The 21,272-nt window shown below is 62.5% G+C and carries 22 protein-coding genes; 14 read left to right on the top strand and 8 right to left on the bottom strand.

Features of this window, described 5'->3' with window-relative positions:
* Positions 1 to 33 precede the first annotated feature (33 nt).
* From PQR67_RS06930 to PQR67_RS06905, 6 genes are all read right to left on the bottom strand, one after another.
* Positions 34 to 522: a GNAT family N-acetyltransferase gene (locus PQR67_RS06930; protein WP_408456215.1), complete on the bottom strand. Its 489-nt coding sequence runs from the start codon at positions 520 to 522 to the stop codon at positions 34 to 36.
* Entirely contained in the window at positions 522 to 797 is a 276-nt protein-coding gene (locus PQR67_RS06925; RefSeq protein WP_054036190.1) for a hypothetical protein, read from the bottom strand. The genes PQR67_RS06930 and PQR67_RS06925 overlap by 1 nt, the downstream gene beginning before the upstream one ends.
* 124 nt (positions 798 to 921) lie before the next feature.
* Positions 922 to 2,223, bottom strand: a complete 1,302-nt coding sequence (gene moeA / locus PQR67_RS06920; RefSeq protein ID WP_408456212.1) for a molybdopterin molybdotransferase MoeA — start codon at positions 2,221 to 2,223, stop codon at positions 922 to 924.
* Between the two features lie 77 nt (positions 2,224 to 2,300).
* Positions 2,301 to 2,915 carry a molybdenum cofactor guanylyltransferase MobA gene (gene mobA, locus PQR67_RS06915; protein WP_408456210.1) on the bottom strand — a complete coding sequence of 205 codons (615 nt, stop codon included), beginning with the start codon at positions 2,913 to 2,915 and terminating at the stop codon, positions 2,301 to 2,303.
* A gap of 13 nt (positions 2,916 to 2,928) precedes the next feature.
* Positions 2,929 to 4,038, bottom strand: a complete 1,110-nt coding sequence (gene moaA, locus PQR67_RS06910) for a GTP 3',8-cyclase MoaA (RefSeq protein WP_408456207.1) — start codon at positions 4,036 to 4,038, stop codon at positions 2,929 to 2,931.
* A gap of 233 nt (positions 4,039 to 4,271) precedes the next feature.
* Positions 4,272 to 7,592 carry an Rne/Rng family ribonuclease gene (locus tag PQR67_RS06905; protein WP_408456205.1) on the bottom strand — a complete coding sequence of 1,107 codons (3,321 nt, stop codon included), beginning with the start codon at positions 7,590 to 7,592 and terminating at the stop codon, positions 4,272 to 4,274.
* A gap of 734 nt (positions 7,593 to 8,326) precedes the next feature.
* Here PQR67_RS06905 and PQR67_RS06900 point away from each other — a divergent pair.
* The 4 genes from PQR67_RS06900 to PQR67_RS06885 are packed head-to-tail and all read left to right on the top strand — an operon-like array spanning position 8,327 to position 11,452.
* Complete coding sequence (locus PQR67_RS06900; RefSeq protein ID WP_408456552.1) at positions 8,327 to 9,361, top strand: RluA family pseudouridine synthase; 1,035 nt, start codon at positions 8,327 to 8,329, stop codon at positions 9,359 to 9,361.
* Positions 9,354 to 10,013 (top strand): HAD-IIIA family hydrolase, encoded by a 660-nt coding sequence (locus tag PQR67_RS06895; protein ID WP_408456203.1) that lies wholly within the window; start codon positions 9,354 to 9,356, stop codon positions 10,011 to 10,013. Before PQR67_RS06900 ends, PQR67_RS06895 begins: the two co-directional genes overlap by 8 nt.
* A gap of 8 nt (positions 10,014 to 10,021) precedes the next feature.
* Positions 10,022 to 10,414 (top strand): Rieske (2Fe-2S) protein, encoded by a 393-nt coding sequence (locus tag PQR67_RS06890; protein WP_408456550.1) that lies wholly within the window; start codon positions 10,022 to 10,024, stop codon positions 10,412 to 10,414.
* 33 nt (positions 10,415 to 10,447) lie between these two features.
* Entirely contained in the window at positions 10,448 to 11,452 is a 1,005-nt protein-coding gene (locus PQR67_RS06885; protein ID WP_408456201.1) for a S49 family peptidase, read from the top strand.
* Positions 11,453 to 11,573: 121 nt separating this feature from the next.
* Here the strand turns inward: PQR67_RS06885 and PQR67_RS06880 are convergent, their stop codons facing one another.
* Positions 11,574 to 12,293, bottom strand: coding sequence for an SAM-dependent methyltransferase (locus tag PQR67_RS06880; RefSeq protein ID WP_408456199.1), 720 nt, complete (start codon positions 12,291 to 12,293; stop codon positions 11,574 to 11,576).
* Positions 12,290 to 12,907 (bottom strand): Maf-like protein, encoded by a 618-nt coding sequence (locus PQR67_RS06875; RefSeq protein WP_408456197.1) that lies wholly within the window; start codon positions 12,905 to 12,907, stop codon positions 12,290 to 12,292. Before PQR67_RS06875 ends, PQR67_RS06880 begins: the two co-directional genes overlap by 4 nt.
* Before the next feature lie 224 nt (positions 12,908 to 13,131).
* Between PQR67_RS06875 and PQR67_RS06870 the strand changes: the two genes are divergently transcribed.
* The 10 genes from PQR67_RS06870 (at position 13,132) to rpoE (ending at position 21,258) form a co-directional block, all read left to right on the top strand.
* A complete protein-coding gene (locus tag PQR67_RS06870) occupies positions 13,132 to 13,776 on the top strand; it encodes a YceD family protein (RefSeq protein WP_408456195.1) in 645 nt (214 codons plus the stop codon).
* 101 nt (positions 13,777 to 13,877) lie between these two features.
* Positions 13,878 to 14,057 carry a 50S ribosomal protein L32 gene (gene rpmF, locus PQR67_RS06865; protein WP_047844776.1) on the top strand — a complete coding sequence of 60 codons (180 nt, stop codon included), beginning with the start codon at positions 13,878 to 13,880 and terminating at the stop codon, positions 14,055 to 14,057.
* 172 nt (positions 14,058 to 14,229) lie between these two features.
* On the top strand, positions 14,230 to 15,336 hold the full coding sequence (gene plsX, locus PQR67_RS06860) for a phosphate acyltransferase PlsX (protein ID WP_408456191.1): 1,107 nt from the start codon (positions 14,230 to 14,232) through the stop codon (positions 15,334 to 15,336).
* On the top strand, positions 15,336 to 16,325 hold the full coding sequence (locus tag PQR67_RS06855) for a beta-ketoacyl-ACP synthase III (RefSeq protein ID WP_408456189.1): 990 nt from the start codon (positions 15,336 to 15,338) through the stop codon (positions 16,323 to 16,325). Before plsX ends, PQR67_RS06855 begins: the two co-directional genes overlap by 1 nt.
* A 111-nt stretch (positions 16,326 to 16,436) precedes the next feature.
* A complete protein-coding gene (gene fabD / locus PQR67_RS06850) occupies positions 16,437 to 17,372 on the top strand; it encodes an ACP S-malonyltransferase (protein WP_408456187.1) in 936 nt (311 codons plus the stop codon).
* Between the two features lie 85 nt (positions 17,373 to 17,457).
* Positions 17,458 to 18,207 carry a 3-oxoacyl-ACP reductase FabG gene (gene fabG / locus PQR67_RS06845; RefSeq protein ID WP_408456185.1) on the top strand — a complete coding sequence of 250 codons (750 nt, stop codon included), beginning with the start codon at positions 17,458 to 17,460 and terminating at the stop codon, positions 18,205 to 18,207.
* A gap of 151 nt (positions 18,208 to 18,358) precedes the next feature.
* Positions 18,359 to 18,598 carry an acyl carrier protein gene (acpP, locus tag PQR67_RS06840; protein ID WP_004197638.1) on the top strand — a complete coding sequence of 80 codons (240 nt, stop codon included), beginning with the start codon at positions 18,359 to 18,361 and terminating at the stop codon, positions 18,596 to 18,598.
* Positions 18,599 to 18,817: 219 nt separating this feature from the next.
* A complete protein-coding gene (gene fabF / locus PQR67_RS06835; RefSeq protein ID WP_408456183.1) occupies positions 18,818 to 20,056 on the top strand; it encodes a beta-ketoacyl-ACP synthase II in 1,239 nt (412 codons plus the stop codon).
* Positions 20,057 to 20,173: 117 nt separating this feature from the next.
* Positions 20,174 to 20,557, top strand: coding sequence for a hypothetical protein (locus PQR67_RS06830; protein ID WP_408456181.1), 384 nt, complete (start codon positions 20,174 to 20,176; stop codon positions 20,555 to 20,557).
* Between the two features lie 101 nt (positions 20,558 to 20,658).
* A complete protein-coding gene (gene rpoE, locus PQR67_RS06825) occupies positions 20,659 to 21,258 on the top strand; it encodes an RNA polymerase sigma factor RpoE (RefSeq protein ID WP_408205998.1) in 600 nt (199 codons plus the stop codon).
* Positions 21,259 to 21,272 lie beyond the last annotated feature (14 nt).

Raw genomic sequence — 21,272 nt, 5'->3', positions numbered from 1 at the left:
GCTGAATCTCAGGAAAGCCGCCGCGGCCCCGACTCAGGAGCCAGCCGTTGCGGCTAACTGTTCGAGCGCATCGCCCGTCAGGCGCACGACACGCCAATCCGGCATGACCTTCGCGCCCAGCTTCTCATAGAAGCTGATGGCCTGCTTGTTCCAGTCGAGCACGGTCCATTCAAAGCGCGCGCATTTGCGCTCGACTGCCAGCGCCGCCAGCCGGGCGAGCATCGCGGCGCCTAGCCCACTGCCGCGCTGGCCTGGTTGAACGTAGACATCTTCGAGATACAGCCCACGCTTGCCGGCGAAGCTCGAGTAATTGTGGAAGAACAGCGCATAGCCGACGATGCGTCCTTCGTTTTCCGCCACGAGCGCTTCGACCGAGGGCCGCATGCCGAACAGGGCGTCGCGCAAACCGTCTTCGGTCGCGGTAAACACGTGCGTGAGGCTTTCGAACTCGGCCAGTTCGTACGTCAACGCGAAGATCGCGCCGGTATCTTCAGGCGTCGCGGCACGGATCGTCACAGGCATTACGCTTCTTCCGGCGCGTCGGTGAGCTGAATTTCGATGCCGCCGAAGCGCGAGGCCACCCAGTTGTACGCGTGGCATGCAATCCACAGCAGGATGAAGCCGAGAATCGCGTTCAGCAGCAGCGCGCTGAACACGGTGCTCAGCTCGACCGAGCCGTAGCGGATGAACGCCACCAGCACGCCGAGCAGCACGATCGGCACCGAGAATGTCAGGTACACGAGGATAAGCGCTTTGGCGGTTTGTCCCGGTGCAATGAACGAGATCTGTTTTTTCATGTAAGTCGAACCCGTGTGTCGGAGTGGTAATGGGTGAGGCTGAAAATCAGGGCGCAAAAGAGGTTACAAAAGAGATTGCAGACGAGGTTGCAAAAAAGCCGCGATGCAAGCGTTCCGTCAGGCGTCAGATGAGACCGTCGAACAGCATGATATCGACGTGCTCGCCCTCGGCAATATCGGCTTCATCGTGCCCGAGAACGATGAAACAATTTGCTTCGCTCATCGAACTCAGCACGCCGGAGCTTTGTGAGCCGGTTGGCGTGACATGCCATTGACCGCGCGCATCCTGCCCGGCGACACCTCGCTGGTACTCCGTGCGCCCCGCGCGCTTGCGAATGAGCTGGCGGCTGGCGGCGCGCAACAGCGGCAGTGCCTGCGGCGTCGCGCCGGACATCAGCAGCAGCGCTTCGCGCACGATCTGGTAGAACGTCACCATCACGGCCACTGGATTGCCCGGCAAGCCAAAGAATAGCGCGGGCAGCCCGAGACCCGGATGATCGCCGGACCAGACGCGGCCAAAGGCGAGTGGCCGGCCTGGACGCATTGCGAGACTCCAGAACGCGACGTCGCCGAACGTCTGCAACAATTGCTTGGTGAAATCCGCCTCGCCCACCGAGACGCCGCCGGAGGTCAACACCACGTCGGCACTGGCCGCGGCGCTGCGCAACGCGGCTTCGAGCGCGGCCGGTTCGTCGCGCACCACACCGAGATCCAACGTATCCATGTTCAGGCGCCGGAGCATCGCAAACAGTGTGTAGCGGTTGCTGTCGTACACCGAACCCGGGTCGAGCGGCTCGCCGAGCGAGCGCAGTTCGTCGCCGGTGGAGAAAAATGCGACGCGCAAGCGCCGCCGTACGCTGATTTCCCCAATGCCGAGCGAAGCCAGCAGGCCGAGATCCGACGAACGCATGATGCGGCCGGCGCGTAGCGCGACATGGCCGCGGGCGAGGTCTTCGCCGGCCAGGCGCCGGTTGGCGCCGGGCCGCACGGCGTTGGCCGCAAAACGGATCGAGAGGGAATCGGCGCTGCGCTCGACAAGTTCCTGTGGCACGACGGTGTCGCAGTCAGCCGGCATGCAAGCGCCCGTCATGATACGCACGCATTGTGTCGTGCCGACGTGGCCCACGAACGGATGGCCGGCCAGCGCTTTGCCGGCGATCGTCAAATCGACCGTAGATTGGTTCACTGCCAGTGCGGCGCGATTGAACGCGTAGCCGTCCATCGCCGAGTTGTCGTGCGAAGGGACGTCGATCGGCGAGACGATGTCGGCCGCCAGCACCCGGTCTAGCGCATCGCGCAAGGGCACGCGTTCGACCGACGTGACGGGCGTCGCCCATTGGCGGACGATCGCCTGGGCGGCCGAAACAGGTAGCGCGTGAGGATCGTACTGCGCGACGCAGCGGGAAAATTCGTTAAGCGTGGTCATGGAGGGCTGAGCGTCGCGACCGGAGGCGGGCGCGGCTGGCTGTTGCCGTGCGGCCGGAGCAGGATTTCAACCGGGCCTCAGCAACGCTGCAGGTCGGCGAGTTCTTGTAACGAATTGATATTGTAAAACGCGCGCTCGTCGGCAAAGGCGACTTCGACCGTCTTGTGGCGCGCGTACCACGCGCGGACCTTGCGCTCACCGGCGTCCAGAAAGGCGGCCAGGTCGTCTGCGAGACGCGTGTGCAGCAACGCGAACACGGGATGGAGCGAGATGTGGCCTTCGGCGTCGGTGGTCGTGACGGTGGCGATATCGGCTTGATTCGACTCGAGTGCCTGTACGAGCTGTTCGGCGAGTTCGGCGGGCAAGCCGGGCGTATCGCAGGGCGCGCTCAGCACATACGCGGTGCCGGCCGCGCGCAGCCCGGCGAGCAGCCCGGCCAGGGGGCCGGGAAACCCGGGCACCGTATCGGCCAGCACCGTGGCGCCGAACGGCGCGCCGAGCGCGCTGTAGACGTCAGGGTGACGATTGGCGCTGATCAGCAGGGCGCCGGTTTGTGGCGCGAGCCGTTTCAGTACGTGGGCGGCAAGCGGCTCGCCGTGCAGCGTTTGCAGTCCCTTGTCGACGCCGCCCATGCGCATGCCGCGTCCACCCGCGAGGACCAGGCCGGTGATGTGTTCGCGTGTCGGGCTCATGGGATTGGCCGTTTTAGCCGCCGATGTACGACATTTCCACGCGGCGGCCGTCCTGCTCGCGCGGCGCGGCCGCGCCGCTGCCACGCAATTGCGAATAACGATCACCGCGGCCTTGCCAGATTTCGGCGACGGCGGTGGCGATATCGGCGTCGCTCGCGCCGTTGCGCAGCAACGCGCGCAGATCGTGACCGGACGACGCGAACAGGCACAGGTACAGCTTGCCTTCCGTCGACAGACGCGCGCGCGTGCAACTGCCACAAAACGCGCGTGTCACGCTCGAAATCACACCGATCTCGCCGCCGCCGTCCACGTAACCCCAGCGCTGGGCGGTCTCGGCTGCGCTGTGCGCTTCGAGCGGCGCGAGCGGGAAATGCCCGGCAATGCGCGTCACGACATCGGCGGAAGGCAGCACTTCGGTCATGTTCCAGCCGTTCGACGTCCCCACGTCCATGTACTCGATAAAGCGCAGTACCGTGCCCGAGCCTTTAAAGTGACGCGCCATCGGTACGATTTCGCCGTCGTTGGTGCCGCGCTTGACGACCATATTGACCTTCACCGGCGCGAGCCCCACCGCGTGGGCTGCGGCGATCCCGTCCAGTACGTCGGCGACCGAAAAGTCGGCGTCGTTCATGCGGCGAAACAGGGTGTCGTCGAGCGCGTCGAGACTCACCGTCACGCGGGTCAGGCCGGCGTCTCTCAGGCCGCGCGCCTTGCGCTCCAGCAGCGAGCCATTGGTGGTCAGCGTCAAGTCGAGCGGGCGGCCTTCCGGCGTGGTGAGTCGCGCGAGCCGTTCGATCAGGAATTCCAGATTTTTGCGCAGCAGCGGCTCGCCCCCCGTCAGGCGGATTTTCTCGACACCGTGTGCGACGAAGAGCCGCGCCAACCGTTCGATTTCTTCGAAGCTGAGCAGTGCGCTATGCGGCAGGAACGCGTAATCCTTGTCGAACACCGCGCGCGGCATGCAGTAGACGCAGCGGAAATTGCAACGATCCGTCACCGAGATGCGCAGATCGCGCAGCGGGCGCGCCAGCGTGTCGTGCAGCGCGCCGCTGGGCGCCTGCACGCGGCCGGAAATGACCGGCACCGCGCTGAGATCGGCAACAGGGATGATGCGTCGGGACATGAATTGCTTCGCTTGATGCTTCGTTTTGGGCTGCTTAGGTGCTCTGACCCGTGCTGCGATTGGAACCTAGATCTTCATTCTAGCGGAAATGCACCCGGCCGCTGCCGGCCTGTAGAAGCCGTCCGGGTATATGGGGAGTGACATGCAGCCGGTGATCGGATTGGCGCGCGATGTCCATAAAACGAAAAAAGCCCGCCGGTGAGGGCGGGCTTCTTTGCATGGAGGCGGTTCGCTTACTGCGGGTGCTTACCGGTTTCCACCATTTGCATCGGCGCGGTTTCGACCGGCGGCAACGCCTTACGCTCGCGACCCACGCGAACCGGCTTGACCGTTTGCGCTGCCGCTTCCTGCGCAGAGCGCAGCTTGTCGGCATCGGTGTTCACCCAGACGAGACCGGCCTGTTCCAGCACCGGCTTCAGGGCTTCCGCCGACACAGCGGCGCTGCGCGGTGCCTGCGGCGCGGCTGCGACTGCTGCCGGTTCAACGATCGCTTCAGCTGCCGGCGCAACGTCTGCAACGGCCGGATGCGTTTCGAAGATATCAGCTTGCCGTGTCGGCTGGACGGCCGGAGCTTCGACCACTGCTGCCGGAGCCACGGTTTCTACCGGGACCGGTGCAGCTTGTGTTTCCACGGCCGGGGTCACTGCCGGCGTTTCGACCCGCGCTTCAGCGGGGGCTTCGACGCGAGCTTCGTGCGGCGCTTGAACCGGAGCTTCAGCATGAGCAACCGGTTCGAAGAGCGAAACCGTCTCGCTGACGACAGGCGCAGCTTCGATCGGCGCCGCAGCGGCTTGCGCCACGGGTGCTTCCACGGCTTGCTCGACCGCAACCGATGCGACTGGCGCAACGGGCGTTTCTGCAATCAGCACAGCCGTTTCCGTCGTCGCGGCCTGTTCGACTGCCAGAACCGGCGTTTCGGCTGCAGCATGCAGTTCGCTGACGACGGCGGTTTGCGTCGCGACTGCAGCGACAACCACTTCCACCGGCTTGACTGCGCTGACTTCGCTCACTTCTGCCTTGTGCTCGACCGGTTGATGCGCGGTGCGCACCGGCGCTTCGTCGGTCACATTGGCAGTGTCGCCTTCAGCTTCCGCGACGTCCGCGGCCAGGTTGCCGTTCACGTCTTCTTCACGCTCACGACGGCCACCACGACGGCCGCGACGGCGGCGGCGGCGCTCTTCACCTTCACGCGCCACTGCTTCCTGATCGACCGGTGCACCGTTTTCGCCCAGGGCGGTCTGGTTTTGCACCAGTTCTTCCGCCGTTTGCGCGTCGGTTTGCGTCAGTGCCTCGGCTGCTTCCGGCTGCTGCTTGCGGCGTTCGCCACGTTCAGCACGCTCGCCACGTTCACGGCGTTCGCCGCGTTCCTGACGCTCGCCACGTTCGGCGCGCGGTGCGCCGTCAACGGTTTCCGCACGGTCACTGCCGCGATTGTCGCGGTCGCGGTTTTCGCGGCCCTCGCGACCTTCACGCGGCTCACGAGCCTCGCGCGGTTCGCGGCCTTCACGGGCCTCACGCGGTTCACGGGTACCACGCGGCTCGCGCGATTCACGAGCTTCGCGCGGCTCACGACCTTCGCGTGCCTCACGCCCTTCACGCGGTTCGCGTTCTTCGCGACGTTGCGACGGCTGCTGACCTTGAGCCGGACGAGCGCCGCTCGTGCCTTCGCCGCGGCCCGCTGCATCGCGTGTTCCTGCGCCGCCACGGCGATTGCGGTTGCGATCGCCGCCGCGTTCGCCGGTGCGCTCACCGCGCTCCGTGCGTTCGCCGCGTTGCGGACGCGCCTGCTTTTCGGTCGTAGCCGGTGCGACAGGTGCCGGCGTGGCCGGTTGCATACCGAACAAATTCTTCAGCCAGCCGATAAAACCACCGCTGGCCGGGGTGACGGCCACCGGAGCCGGGGTTGCCGGACGGACCGGCGCGCTCGGTGCCGGCTTCTCCGGCGTGATGCCCTTGACCGCGGCTTCCTGCTTCGGCTTCACTTCTTCGGCGCGCTTGCTGTAACCGGTTTCCGATTCCAGTTCGCGGGCGGCTTCCTCGGCCATCTTCCACGAGGCGCGCGGCTCGTCGAGACGTGCATCGTCGTGACGCAGGCGCTCGAGCTTGTAGTGCGGCGTATCGAGGTGCTTGTTCGGGATCAGAACAACGTTGACCTTGAAACGCGACTCGATCTTGTTGATTTCCGCGCGCTTTTCGTTCAACAGGAAGGCGGTCACTTCGACCGGCACCTGGCAATGGATTGCCGCGGTGTTTTCCTTCATCGCTTCTTCCTGAATGATCCGCAGCACTTGCAGCGCGGACGATTCGGTATCGCGGATGTGGCCCGTGCCGTTACAGCGCGGGCAGGTCACGTGGCTGCCTTCCGACAGAGCCGGACGCAGACGTTGACGCGACAGTTCCATCAGGCCGAAGCGCGAGATCTTGCCCATCTGGACGCGCGCACGGTCGTGCTTCAAGGCGTCTTTCAGGCGTTGCTCGACTTCACGCTGGCTCTTGGCCGATTCCATGTCGATGAAGTCGATCACGATCAGGCCGCCCAGGTCGCGCAGGCGCAACTGGCGGGCTACTTCGTCGGCGGCTTCGAGGTTGGTGCGTGCCGCCGTTTCCTCGATGTCGGCGCCCTTGGTGGCGCGCGCCGAGTTCACGTCGATCGCGACCAGGGCTTCCGTGTGGTCGATCACGATGGCGCCGCCCGAAGGCAACGGCACCGTGCGCGAGTACGCGGTTTCGATCTGGTGTTCGATCTGGAAGCGCGAGAACAGCGGCACGTCGTCGTGATACCGCTTCACCTTGCTGACATTGTCCGGCATCACAATATCCATGAAGGCACGGGCCTGGTCATGGATTTCGGTGGTGTCGATCAGAATTTCGCCGATATCCGGCTGGAAATAGTCACGAATCGCACGGATCACCAGGCTCGATTCGAGATAAATCAGCATCGGCTGACCGCTCGAACCGCTTTGCGACGCCGCCTCGATGGCGCGCCACAGTTGCATCAGGTAGTTCAGGTCCCACTGCAGCTCTTCGGCGCTGCGGCCAATACCGGCCGTGCGCGCGATGATGCTCATGCCTTCCGGCAATTGCAGTTGCGCCATGGTTTCGCGCAGTTCCTGACGGTCGTCGCCTTCGATCCGGCGCGACACACCGCCGCCGCGCGGGTTGTTCGGCATCAATACCAGATACCGGCCGGCGAGCGAGATGAAGGTGGTGAGGGCTGCGCCCTTGTTGCCGCGCTCTTCCTTTTCGACCTGGACGATCAGTTCCTGACCTTCTTTCAGGGCGTCCTGGATGCGCGCGGAGCGCATGTCGACACCGTCGCGGAAATACTGACGGGCGACTTCCTTGAACGGCAGGAAGCCGTGGCGGTCTTCGCCGTAGTTGACGAAGCAGGCTTCGAGCGAAGGCTCGATGCGGGTGATGATGCCCTTGTAAATATTGCCTTTGCGCTGTTCGCGCCCGGCGGTTTCGATGTCGATATCGATGAGTTTTTGCCCATCGACGATGGCAACGCGCAGTTCTTCCTGCTGCGTCGCGTTGAACAACATTCGTTTCATTGAACGGCTCCAGAGCGGCTTAGCCTGGCCCCTGGCTGCGCGGTTGTCAGTCGCGAGAGCCAGGCGGACAGCGGCATGCCGCGCCTTATTGTGTTTTCACAAGCACGCTGGAGCGGGAAAAATGGCGGGAGAATTGCCTGAGAGGGCCCGGCCCCATTGAAAAATGGGCACGGTGCCGCAGGGCACATGCGAACACGGCTTCAAATAACGACCCGACACGCCGCGGGTTCTGCCAGCAGACCTTCATAAGCCTTTCGTCCACTCGCGCCGGTGCGCCAACTGGGCGCGTGACCGGAGGGTCGAAGGCTGCGGTCATGCCGCAGCGGGAAGTTCGCGCAGTCGGCGCGTCTTTTCTCGCTGGGGGTGTCTCGCCTCATTTTGACGTCGCCATGTCTTGTACTTTCTACAAGACGCCTCGGGCGCACGCCGTATTTTCGCAACTCGCAGCTTCAACCAGCAGGGCGTCAGACCGCCCGATACCGAAGCTGAAAGTTAAATTCTTTTTCACCAAAATTCCGTTACCGTCGAAGCTGACCTTGACCGAACGCGCCTGTGGGCGCCGTCCCTGCCGGGTACCGACCTCGTGCGTGCAACATGTTGCATCTCATTTTCAGGGTGAGCAACCAGACCCCGGCGCAAGTAAAATAACGGTTTATCGCTTGCGCCTGCGCAATCCGCCCGAATTCCGGACACTGCGCCGGCCGCCGCAGACTGCTGGGCAAATTATATTCATAATGAAAGAGTTAGGCAAAATATCCCAGAAATCGGTCGCAAGCGACCAGGTCTCGATGATCGAGATCGACGACAGTGCGGCCGGACAGCGCATTGATAACTTCCTGTTGCGCGTCTGTAAAGGCGTGCCGAAAAGCCATATTTACCGCATCCTGCGCAGCGGGGAAGTACGCGTAAATAAGGGCCGGATTGACGCACAGTACCGCCTCGAGCTGGGTGATCTGGTGCGCGTGCCGCCCATTCGCGTCGCTCAACCGAACGAAGCGATCGCTCAGGCGCCGGTGCCGAGCGCCGATTTCAGAATTATTTTTGAAGACGAGCACATGCTCGTGATCGACAAACCGGCCGGCGTGGCGGTCCACGGGGGCAGCGGTGTTGCGTTCGGCGTGATCGAACAGATGCGCGAAGCGCGGCCGCAGGCGAAATTCCTCGAATTGGTGCATCGGCTGGACCGTGAGACGTCCGGCATCCTGATGCTCGCCAAGAAACGCTCCGCGCTGGTCAATCTGCACGAGCAGATTCGCGAGAACAAGATGGATAAGCGCTACTATGCGTGCGTCCACGGTGAGTGGGCGAGCGACTGGGGCCGCCGCCGTGCGGTCAAGGAACCGCTGCACAAGTATTTGACCGCGGACGGCGAACGGCGTGTGCGCGTCCAGGCCGATGGCCTTGCGTCGCACACGGTTTTCAATCTGATCGACCGCTGGCCGGAGTACGCGCTGCTCGAGGCGGAACTGAAGACCGGCCGCACGCATCAGATTCGAGTCCATTTGCAGCATCTGGAACTGCCGATCGTCGGCGATGCCAAATACGGCGACTTCGCGCTGAACAAGGCGCTGGCCCGCGCGAACGCCAAGCCGGGCCTGAAGCGCATGTTCCTGCACGCATACCGTCTCAAGCTGACACACCCGGCAACCGGCGAGTCCGTGCAGTTCGAGGCGCCGCTGCCGGCCGAATGCCGCAGTTTCGTCGCGCAGCTCAATGAATTACGTGAATCACGAAGTGGGTCAAACCCGGAGACGACACCGCATGGCTAGAGAGCAATTTGATCTGATCGTCTTTGACTGGGACGGAACGTTGATGGATTCGACCGCGCACATCACGCGCAGCATCCAGTCGGCATGCCGCGATCTCGGTCTGCCGGTTCCCGCCGATGAGGCCGCCAGCTATGTGATCGGCCTCGGCCTGCGCGACGCGCTGCAAATCGCGGCACCCACGCTCGATCCGTCAGATTACCCGCGTCTGGCGGAGCGCTATCGCTTCCACTATTTAGTGAAGGATCAGACCACCGAGCTGTTCGTCGGCGTGCGCGAGATGCTGCAGGAATTGCGCGATCAGGGTTATCTGCTGGCGGTGGCGACCGGCAAGAGCCGCGTCGGGCTGAACCGCGCGCTCGACCAGTCGCGGCTGACGAGCCTGTTCGACGGCACCCGCTGTGCGGATGAAACCTTCTCGAAACCGCATCCGGCCATGCTGCACGAGCTGACGCGTGAACTGGGGCAGGATCCGGGTCGTACGGTGATGGTGGGTGATACGACGCACGATCTGCAGATGGCGATCAACGCCGGCGTCGCGGGTATTGGCGTCACATACGGCGCGCATCCTGCTGGCTCGTTGACGGCTTTGTCGCCGAAATTCGTCGCCGCCAGCGTGACAGACCTGTCCGGCTGGCTGCGAGAGAACGCGTGAGTACGGGTATGACCGAGGCGGCGACGGAAGCGGTTCGCATTTGCGCGTCCGAAGAACTGGTCGACGGCGGCGCGGGCGTGCGGCATGCGGCCTGGCTTGGCGGCGGCGACGTCGTGGTATTTTTTGTTCGCTATGATGGCCGTGCATACGGCTATCTGAACCGTTGCGCTCACGTGCCGATGGAGCTCGACTGGGCCGAAGGGCAGTTCTTCGAATCGTCCGGTTTATACTTGATGTGCGCCACCCATGGCGCGATTTACGCGCCTGATACGGGCAAATGCGTTGGTGGCCCGTGCCGCGGCGGCCGATTGCGTCCTGTTCAGGTCGACGAACGGGATACACCTGAAGGCCGCGCCGTGTTCTGGCTACCGGACGGCGAATTACGTCCGGCCACCCCCTGATTTTTCTCTTCTTCGACCTTTCCACTGCACCGCATGTCCGACAATTTGACTCCCGAACCGAAGGAACCGTCCCTGACAGGCCGCCCCCGCACGCCTGCCGATGAGCCGGGCTGGGAGCGTGCCGCGCTCGAGCGCATCGCGCTTGCGGCAATTACCGAGCAGCGCGCGGCGCGCCGCTGGAAGATTTTCTTTCGTTTTGTGTTCCTGATCGTCTTGCTGCTGGCGGTATGGGGCGCGTTCGATTTCTCCGGCGACAAGGTCTCGACCACAGGTCGGCATACGGCCATGGTGACACTTGACGGCGAAATCTCCGCTGATACGAATGCGAACGCGGAAGATATCAACACCGCCCTGGAAAGCGCGTTCGACGATGCCGGTACGGCGGGCGTGATTCTGCGTTGTAACAGCCCGGGCGGCAGCCCGGTGCAGGCGGGCATTATCTACAACGAGATTCGCCGGTTGCGCGCCAAGTATCCGTCGATCCCGCTTTATGTCGTAGTCGGCGACATGTGCGCCTCGGGCGGCTATTACGCGGCTGCGGCGGCAGACAAGATTTACGTGGACAAGGCGAGCATCGTCGGTTCGATTGGCGTGCTGATGGACAGCTTCGGTTTCACCGGTCTGATGGATAAGCTGGGGATTCAGCGCCGTCTGCACACGTCGGGTGAGAATAAGGGCTTTTTCGATCCGTTTTCGCCGGAAACGCCGAAGATGGACGAACATGCGCAGGACATGCTCGATCAGATTCACGCGCAGTTCATCGACGCGGTGCGTCAGGGTCGCGGCAAGCGTCTGCACGAAACGCCGGACATGTTCTCAGGCCTGTTCTGGACCGGTCAGAAGAGTGTCGAGCTGGGGTTGGCTGACGGTTTCGGCGACGCGGATTACGTCGCGCGCGATCTCTTCAAGGCGCCGGATATCGTTGACTATACGGTCAAGGAAAGCATTACGGACCGCGTGGCGCGCAAGTTCGGCGCGGCAGTCGGCAGTGGCGCCGTTCACGCGATGGCGCTCGGCGGGAAGATGAGTCTGCGCTGATTTAATACTTATTACGGAAAAGCCCCGCGCGATCGAGTGCTGATCGCGCGGGGCTTTTTTGTTTTTTCGCTGTTAAACAGCGAGCAATCGGCAAGTTGACCGGTTTGAGGCGCAGCAGCGATCAGACGGCGAGGATCAGAAAAATTGCCGGGCGCTTGTGCAGATCGATAGCCGGTTTCTTTTTCCAGTCGGCCACCGTGCGGCTGGCGATGGTTTCCGTTTCCAGAGTCAGATCGACGGCGACGCAGACTAACGTGGACGGCGCGCACGTCGCCAGCAACGTATCGAGCAGCGCGCGATTCCGGTACGGCGTCTCGATAAAGATCTGCGTTTGCTTGCTCTTGCGTGACTGCTGTTCGAGGTCGCGCAGGCGCTTGGCCCGTTCGGTGGCGTCGACCGGCAGATAGCCGTGGAACGCAAAACTCTGGCCATTCAGGCCGGAAGCCATCAGTGCGAGCAGGATCGAACTCGGTCCGACAAACGGTACGACCTTCACGCCGCGCTCATGCGCTCGGCGCACCAGCAGAGCGCCCGGATCGGCGACCGCCGGACAGCCGGCTTCGGACACCAAACCGGCATCCGTGCCCGCCAGCAAAGGCGCGAGCAGTTTGTCGATCTCGCCGGCCGGCGTATTGACGTTCAACTCGCGAATTTCGATTTCCTGGATCGGCGTTTCGGTGCCGACCTTCTTCAGGAAGGCGCGGGTGGTTTTCGCGTTTTCGCCGATGTAATAGTTGAGCGACGCCGCGCGGGCGCGCACTGGCGCGGGCAGGACTGCGTCGAGGGCGTCGGCATCGCCTTCACCGAGCGTGTTCGGGATCAGATATAAGGTGCCGCTCATTGCGCCCCCAGAAGTGGATAGCCCGCTGCGAGCAACATGCGCGACAGTGCGATCAACGGCAGCCCGACCAGTGCGGTCGGGTCGTCCGAATGAATGGCTTCGAGCAGCGCGATGCCGAGGCCTTCGGATTTGGCGCTGCCCGCCACATCGTATGGTGTTTCCGCACGCAGATAGGCGTCCAGCGCGGCATCCGGCAGGTCGCGGAATTGCACGCGGGTGATGACGTCGGCGGCAAGCGCTGCCCCCGAACGACTGTCGAACAGGCACAGTGCGCTATGAAACAGCACTTCGCGGCCGCGCATTGCCTGCAGTTGGGCGAGCGCCTTGTCGTGCGTGCCGGGCTTGCCGATCTGCAGGCCGTCGTAGGTGGCCACCTGATCTGAGCCGACGACGAGCGCGGCCTCGTTGGCGCCAAGTCCCTTGGCCACTGCTCGGGCTTTTGCTTCTGCAAGGCGCAGGGCAGTCACTTCGGGCGTTTCGCCGGCGAGCGGCATTTCGTCGATCGCCGGCACGACGACATCGAACGGAATGCGCAGGCGCTCGAGCAACTCGCGACGATAAGGGGAGCTCGACGCCAGAATCAGGCGGGGCGGGCGGTTGAGGGGATCTGGCATGTGCAACCAACGGCTAGAGAGGCGGGTCGTACGGGCTTGCGCGGAATTCGCGCGTGTACGGGCTTAAGTGTTTGACTCGAAAAGACAAAACGGATATGATTTCGGGCTTTTCATCGGTATGCTATTGAGCGAGCGGGCCTTTTTCTGAAGTTCGTCTGAAGTTCGCGGGCTACTTTGCAAACCGATTTACCCCCGGCGAAATCCTTGCCGACGCAGGAGCGCACATGACTCAACATCCTGGCAACCCTGCTGGTCTGTCCGACCCGCACGATATCGATCTGTTCGAATTTGCGCGGAGTGGGCGTCAGGCCGCGGGTGTCGTGCGCGTCTCGCAACTGCCGCGCATGTTAAACGAAGTCCCGGCAGAAGCGCCAGACCGTGATACCACGTTCACCTGGCAAGCCGAAGGGGCGACGCAGCCGGAATTGCAGGACGACGGCGCCGAGGGTCCGCAGCCTTATTTGAGGCTGGCGATTCATGGTGCCGCATGGCTCGAATGTCAGCGGTGCATGACACCGTATCTGCAGGCGTTCAATGTCGATGCAACTTACCGGATCGTCAACACTGAGGCGGAAGCCGAAGAGTTTCCGCTCGACGAGGATGAAGTCGAGGTGATCGTGGGCTCGCGCCAGTTCGATCTCATCGACTTGATCGAAGAAGAGTTGCTGCTTTCCTTGCCGCTCGTGCCCAAGCATGAGATGTGTCCCGAAGTGCACGAGAGCCTCGTCTCTGGTGTGGCCGGAGCAGAGGGCGAGGGCGACGAGGCCGCGCCGGACGAAGCTGCTGAGGGCGGTGAGCCCGAGCGGCCCAATCCGTTTGCGGCGCTCGAAAGTCTCAAGCGCGGTGAGCCGGGCGACAAGAAGCATTGAACAGTTGCATGGGAGCGCGATTCGGGCGCATTGGCCATTCGGTCGATGGCGGACACCGGGCCGGGCTGTGTTAGAATTCGGAAAATTTTTAGGAGTTAGTCATGGCAGTTCAACAAAATAAGAAGTCGCCGTCCAAGCGCGGTATGCACCGTTCGCACGATTTCCTGACGGCAGCGCCGCTGGCCGTGGAGCCGAGCACGGGCGAAGTGCATCTGCGTCATCACGTTAGCCCGAACGGCTACTATCGCGGTAAGAAAGTCATCAAAACGAAGAACGACTAATCGTCTCACTGCGTTGCGCCCCTTGGCGTTTCGCGTGGCGATCAGCTCGCTTGATATTTTCCCGGCTCGGCAAAAAGGCGGCATTCAATTGCCGCTTTTTTGTGTCGATCGCAGTTGGTGCTTTAGCGCTTGCTGCGATCCCATGCAGGGCGCCTGAAATTCGTCGCACTCCATGACAGTAAAGCTCACGATAGATTGCATGGGAGGCGACCACGGCCCATCCGTGACCGTTCCCGCTGCCGTCAACTTCGTTCGTTCGCATCCCGATGCTGAGCTACTGCTCGTCGGCATTGAAACTGCGATTCGCGCGCAGCTAAAGAAGTTGAAGGCTCAGGACCTGCCGGCGCTGACCGTCGTGCCTGCTTCCGAGATCGTCGCCATGGACGATCCGGTCGAAGTCGCGCTGCGCAAAAAAAAAGACTCCTCCATGCGCGTGGCGCTGAACCGCGTCAAGGAAGGCGAGGCGCAGGCCTGCATTTCCGCCGGCAACACGGGCGCGCTGATGGCGGTTTCGCGCTATGTGCTGAAAACGCTGTCGGGCATCGAACGCCCGGCCATCGCGTTTGCAATGCCCAATCCCACTGGCTACACGACGATGCTCGATCTGGGCGCCAACGTCGACTGCGAGCCGCAGCATCTGCTGCAGTTCGCGGAGATGGGGCACGCGCTCGTGTCCGCGCTCGAAGGCAAGGAGCGGCCCACTATCGGCCTGCTCAACATCGGCGAAGAAGTCATCAAGGGCAACGACACCATCAAACGTGCCGGCGAACTGCTGCGCGCGAGTACACTTAACTTTCACGGTAACGTTGAAGGCAACGACATCTTCAAGGGCACGGTTGACGTGATCGTCTGCGACGGTTTTGTCGGCAATGTCGCGCTGAAAACGTCGGAGGGCCTCGCGCAGATGCTCAACGACATCATCAAGGAAGAGTTCGGCCGTTCCTGGCTCACCAAGGTGATGGCGGTGCTCGCCTTGCCGGTATTGATGCGTTTCAAGAAACGCGTCGATCATCGGCAATACAACGGGGCCGCATTGCTGGGCCTGCGCGGGCTGGTGATCAAGAGCCACGGCTCGGCGGATGCCTATGGGTTTGAGTGGGCCATCAAACGCGGGTATGATGCCGTCAAAAACGGCGTGCTGGAACGCCTTGCGCGAGCAATGGAAGAGAACGCGAGTTCTCTGGAACAGGCGGCGCGCGACGCGAGCGGTGCGGGTCAGGCAAGCCCGATCGCAGGCCAGCCGGCCGAGCCCTACGCTGCGCAATCCTCGAAGGCATAATGGCTCAATCGACAATTTATTCCCGCGTGCTGGGAACTGGCAGCTATCTGCCACCCGGACGCGTCACCAATCAGGATCTGGCTGAACGTCTTGCCAGAGAGGGCGTTGAGACGAGCGACGAATGGATCGTAGCCCGCACGGGCATCCATGCGCGGCACTTCGCCGAACCTGATGTCACCACCAGCGATCTGGCGCTGATCGCCTCGCAGCGCGCGATCGAAGCGGCCGATATCGATCCGCAATCCATCGATCTGATCATCGTCGCAACCTCCACGCCTGACTTTGTGTTCCCGAGTACCGCGTGCCTGTTGCAGAACAAGCTCGGCATCAAGAACCATGGCGCCGCGTTCGACGTGCAGGCCGTCTGTTCCGGCTTTGCTTACGCGGTGGCGATGGCGGACAGTCTGATTCGCGGCGGCCAGCATCGCACGGCGCTCGTGATCGGCGCTGAAACCTTCTCGCGCATTCTCGATTTCAAGGATCGCACCACCTGCGTGCTGTTCGGCGACGGGGCGGGCGCAGTGATCCTGCAGGCGTCCGAAGAACCGGGCGTGCTGGCAAGCGCTCTGCACGCCGACGGCAGTCATTCGAGCATTCTCTGCACGCCGGGCAATGTGAACGGCGGCGTGATCGAAGGCAGCGCCTTCCTGCATATGGACGGGCAGGCTGTGTTCAAGCTCGCGGTCAATGTGCTCGAAAAGGTCGCGGTCGAGGCGCTCGCCAAAGCGAATCTGTCGGCCGATCAAATCGACTGGCTGATTCCGCATCAGGCCAATATCCGCATCATGCAAAGCACCTGCCGTAAGCTCGGCTTGCCGCAGGAACGCATGGTCGTCACGGTGGGCGAACACGGCAATACGTCGGCTGCGTCCATTCCGCTCGCATTCGACGTCGCGGTGCGCGACGGCCGCATCAAGCGCGGCCAGAACGTGCTGATCGAAGGCGTGGGCGGCGGCTTCACGTGGGGCGCGTCGGTTATCCGCTACTGATAGCGGCGACGTTACCGCGAGCGCTTTTCGCGGCGCTCGGCTGCGCTTGAGCGCGCTCACTACCAACCGGGCGCGCCACCCACATCTGACAACATCGATTTTGGGGACGATATGAAATTTGCGTTCGTTTTTCCTGGGCAAGGTTCGCAGTCGGTCGGCATGCTCAACGCATTCGCCGATCACGCGATCGTGCGTGAGACGATTCAGGAAGCCTCCGACGCGCTCAATCAGGACCTCGGCAAGCTGATCGCCGAAGGCCCCGTCGAAGATCTGAACCTCACCACCAATACCCAGCCCGTTATGCTGACCGCCGCGTATGCGGTTTATCGCGCGTGGTTGCAGGCGGGCGGCCCGAAGCCGGCCATCGTCGCCGGCCATAGCCTTGGCGAATACACCGCGTTGGTCGCGGCGGGCGCGATCGCGTTTCGCGATGCTGTGCCGCTCGTGCGTTTTCGTGCGCAAGCCATGCAAACCGCGGTGCCGGTCGGCGTCGGCGGCATGGCCGCGATTCTCGGCCTCGATGATGACGCGGTGCGCGCGGTTTGCGCTGAAGCGTCGGTCGCGGGTGTCGTTGAAGCGGTGAATTTCAACGCGCCGGCGCAAGTTGTGATCGCGGGGCACAAGGCGGCAGTCGAAAAGGCTTGCGAAGTCGCGAAGGCGAAGGGCGCAAAGCGTGCGCTGCCGCTGCCAGTTTCCGCACCGTTCCACTCGTCGCTGCTCAAACCGGCGTCGGATCAGTTGCGCGAGTATCTGGCTAGCGTCGATGTGCAGGTACCGTCGATTCCGGTGATCAACAATGTCGACGTCGCCGTGGTCAACGAGCCGGCAAAGATCAAGGACGCGCTGGTGCGGCAGGCGGCAGGTCCGGTGCGCTGGGTCGAAAGCGTCCAGGCGATCGCGGCGCAAGGCGTCACGCACGTGATCGAGTGCGGTCCTGGCAAGGTCCTTGCGGGCTTGACGAAGCGCATCGACGGCAATCTGGTCGGCGCCTCGGTGTTCGATCCGGCTTCACTCGAAGAAACACTCAAGCTTGTGACGGCGGGCTGAACGCCGCTTCATAGGGCGCAAGCAAGGGCGCCAGGCCCGACCTCAAGAATCAATCAGCCCTCCGAAAGGGCATCCGGACTGACAGATGGAAAAGACTCTCGACAAGCAGATCGCAATCGTGACGGGCGCGTCGCGCGGCATTGGCCGTGCGATCGCGATGGAACTGGCGCGCCAGGGCGCGACGGTGATCGGTACGGCAACCAGCGAAAGCGGCGCGGCCGCGATTAGCGAGGCCTTCAATGCGGCCGGCGTGAACGGCCGCGGCGCGGTGCTCAACGTGAACGACGCCACCGCGGCCGAAGCGTTGATCGACGGCACCGTGAAGGAATTCGGCGCGCTGCACGTGCTGGTGAACAATGCCGGGATCACGCAGGATCAACTCGCCATGCGCATGAAAGACGACGACTGGGACGCGGTGATCGACACCAATCTCAAGTCGGTCTTCCGTCTGTCGCGCGCGGTGTTGCGTCCGATGATGAAGGCGAAGGGCGGCCGTATCATCAACATCACGTCGGTGGTCGGCTCGGCCGGCAACCCGGGCCAGGTCAATTACGCAGCCGCGAAAGCGGGCGTCGCGGGCATGACACGCGCGCTCGCGCGCGAGATCGGCAGCCGCGGTATCACGGTGAATTGCGTCGCGCCGGGCTTTATCGACACCGACATGACCAAGACCCTGCCGGAAGAGCAGCAAACCGCGCTGAAGACGCAGATTCCGCTCGGCCGCCTTGGCAGTCCGGACGATATCGCGCACGCCGTGGCGTTCCTCGCGTCGCCGCAAGCAGGGTATATCACCGGCACGACACTGCATGTGAACGGCGGAATGTACATGTCGTAACCAAATTCGGTTACTATCCGCGCCTTGATGCATTTGCAAAAGCGTAAGGCGCATGCCTTGACAGGAACCCGATGCGCCGCTTTTTTGCCGGGTCAAACCTGATAAAATGCGCGCACCTGTATTTTTGAACTTCTTTTCCCTTGGAGGGGTAATGGACAATATCGAACAGCGCGTCAAGAAGATCGTCGCAGAACAACTGGGCGTTGCAGAAGCTGAGATCAAGAACGAAGCTTCGTTCGTGAACGACCTCGGCGCCGACTCGCTCGACACCGTTGAACTCGTGATGGCCCTCGAAGACGAATTCGGCATGGAAATTCCGGATGAAGAAGCCGAGAAGATCACCACCGTTCAGCAAGCGATCGACTACGCTCGCGCGAACGTCAAGGCCTAAAGTCATTCGCGCCTGCGTTTCTGCGTTGGCGGCGTATGACGCCCTGCCGTGCCGGTTCCCGGCACCAGCAGGGTTGGCGCTTTTTGCCGTGCAGGAGCCAGCGATGCTGACGCGCAAGTTTCCGCGCGATTGCCGAGATAAACAGCCACAGGGCACACAGGGCAAGTTCCTGTGGCCGCTGTGGCTTTTGCTTTTGTCATCTATGAAAAAGGGGTTACCGTGAGCCGCCGTCGTGTTGTTGTTACAGGCCTGGGGCTGATTTCGCCTGTTGGCAATAATGTTGCCGACGGCTGGGCCAATCTGGTCGCCGGCAAGTCGGGTATTGCCAATATCACGAAGTTCGATGCGTCGAACTTTTCGACTCGTTTCGCCGGCGAGGTGAAGGGCTTCAATATCGAGGACTACATCCCCGGTAAGGAAGCGCGCCACATGGATACGTTCATCCACTACGGCGTCGCAGCCGGCATCCAGGCGATGCAGGACAGCGGCCTCGAAGTCACCGACGAGAATTCGGAGCGCATCGGCGTGGTGGTGGGTTCGGGCATCGGCGGCTTGCCGATGATTGAAAACACGCAGACCGAATTGCTGAATCGCGGCCCGCGCCGTATTTCGCCGTTCTTCGTGCCCGCCTCGATCATCAACATGATCTCGGGGCATCTGTCGATCAAGTTCGGCATCAAAGGTCCGAATCTGGCCATCGTGACCGCATGTACCACGGGTCTGCACTGTATCGGCGAGGCTTCGCGGCTGATCGAATACGGTGACGCCGACGTGATGATCGCGGGCGGCGCCGAATCGACCGTGTCGCCGCTCGGCGTCGGCGGCTTTGCGGCGGCGCGTGCGCTGTCGCAACGCAATGACGATCCGGCAACGGCGAGCCGTCCGTGGGACAAGGATCGCGATGGTTTCGTGCTGGGCGAGGGCGCCGGTGTGATGGTGCTCGAAGAGTACGAGCACGCGAAGGCGCGCGGCGCGAAGATTTACGCCGAAGTCAGCGGTTACGGGATGAGCGGTGACGCCTATCACATGACCGCTCCGCTGGAAGACGGCGACGGCGCACGCCGCTGCATGCTGGCCGCGCTGAAAAACGCGGGCGTTAACGCCGATCAGGTGAATTACCTGAACGCGCACGGCACGTCCACGCCGCTGGGCGACCTGGCTGAAACCACCGGCATCAAGCGCGCTTTTGGCGATCACGCCAAAGACATGGTCGTGAATTCGACCAAGTCAATGACGGGTCACCTGTTGGGCGGCGCCGGCGGTCTGGAGTCCGTGTTCACTGTGCTGGCCGTGCATCATCAGATATCGCCGCCGACGATCAACATCTTCAATCAGGATCCGGCCTGTGATCTCGATTACTGCGCCAACACCGCGCGGGAGATGAAGATCGATATCGCGCTGAAGAACTCGTTCGGGTTCGGTGGCACGAACGGCACGCTCGTTTTCAAGCGCGCCTGATTGCCCGATCGTTTGGTGAACTGTCAGCCTGAACCGCCAGCTTGTCCGGCGGTTTCTCTCGAATCGGCAACGCCCGGCGGAGCGTCGCAACGGATTACGTTGCGGCGCTCCGTTGCCATGCGCGCCGCTTTAGGGGTATTCATCCTGATCGCGACGTTGGCCGCCTATCGCTGTTTCGCGTCGCATCTGGGTGCGTGGCAGGCGGCGCCGTTGACGCTTGCCGTTTGGGTGCTGTTGACGCTGTGTGCGGTAAAACATGAGCAAGCGCAGCCCGTCGCGCTGAAAATCGGCCCGGATGGTCTGTCTGCCTGGAACCGCGCGGGAAGTTTGCTGGCGCAGGGCCGCATTGCCGGCTGTTCGCAATGGAGTGGCCGCCTGCTCGTTCTGGCGCTGGTGCCGGCCCATGGCCGCCCCCGCACACTACTTCTTGCCGCCGACGCGCTTCCCGCGCCCGTTTTCCGGGAGCTTGCCGTGTTGGGCCGGCGTGGCGCCGGTGCGTGACTGTAACGACTGTAACCGCTGTTACCGGAGTAACGTGCCGCGATGATGGGGACGCTACAATGGTCCCCCGCCATGCGCCCTATAGTTAACGGATTTATCAGGTGAGCGAAAAAGAAATTGATCAGTTGCTGGTCGAACGCGTCCAGAAGGGCGACAAGGCCGCGTTCGAGCTTCTGGTCTCCAAATACCACCGCAAGATTCTCCGGCTGATCTCGCGCCTCGTGCGCGACCCCGCCGAAGTGGAGGACGTCGCCCAGGACGCCTTTATCAAGGCGTACCGGGCGTTGCCGCAGTTTCGCGGGGATTCGGCCTTTTATACTTGGTTGTACCGGATTGCCGTCAATACGGCTAAGAACTATCTTGCGACCCAAGGGCGGCGCGCGCCGACTTCGACCGAAGCAGATGCTGAAGAAGCTGAAACTTTCTCGGACGCCGACCAACTAAGGGATATCAACACGCCTGAGTCGATGTTGATGAGCAAGCAGATCGCCGAGACGGTCAATGCTGCGATGGCGGTTTTACCGGAAGAGTTGCGCACCGCCATTACTCTTCGTGAAATTGAAGGTTTGAGCTATGAGGAAATCGCTGAGATGATGGGTTGCCCAATTGGCACAGTCAGATCACGAATTTTCCGCGCTCGCGAAGCCATTGCGGCAAAATTGCGTCCGTTGCTTGACACACCTGAAGGCAAGCGCTGGTAAACACCAGTCCGCCG

The organism is Paraburkholderia fungorum (genome assembly GCF_046026025.1).
GTDB classification, from domain to species: Bacteria; Pseudomonadota; Gammaproteobacteria; order Burkholderiales; family Burkholderiaceae; genus Paraburkholderia; species Paraburkholderia fungorum_E.
The sequence above is the reverse complement of the archived record's forward strand: the minus strand, read 5'-3'. Positions and strand labels throughout refer to the sequence as shown.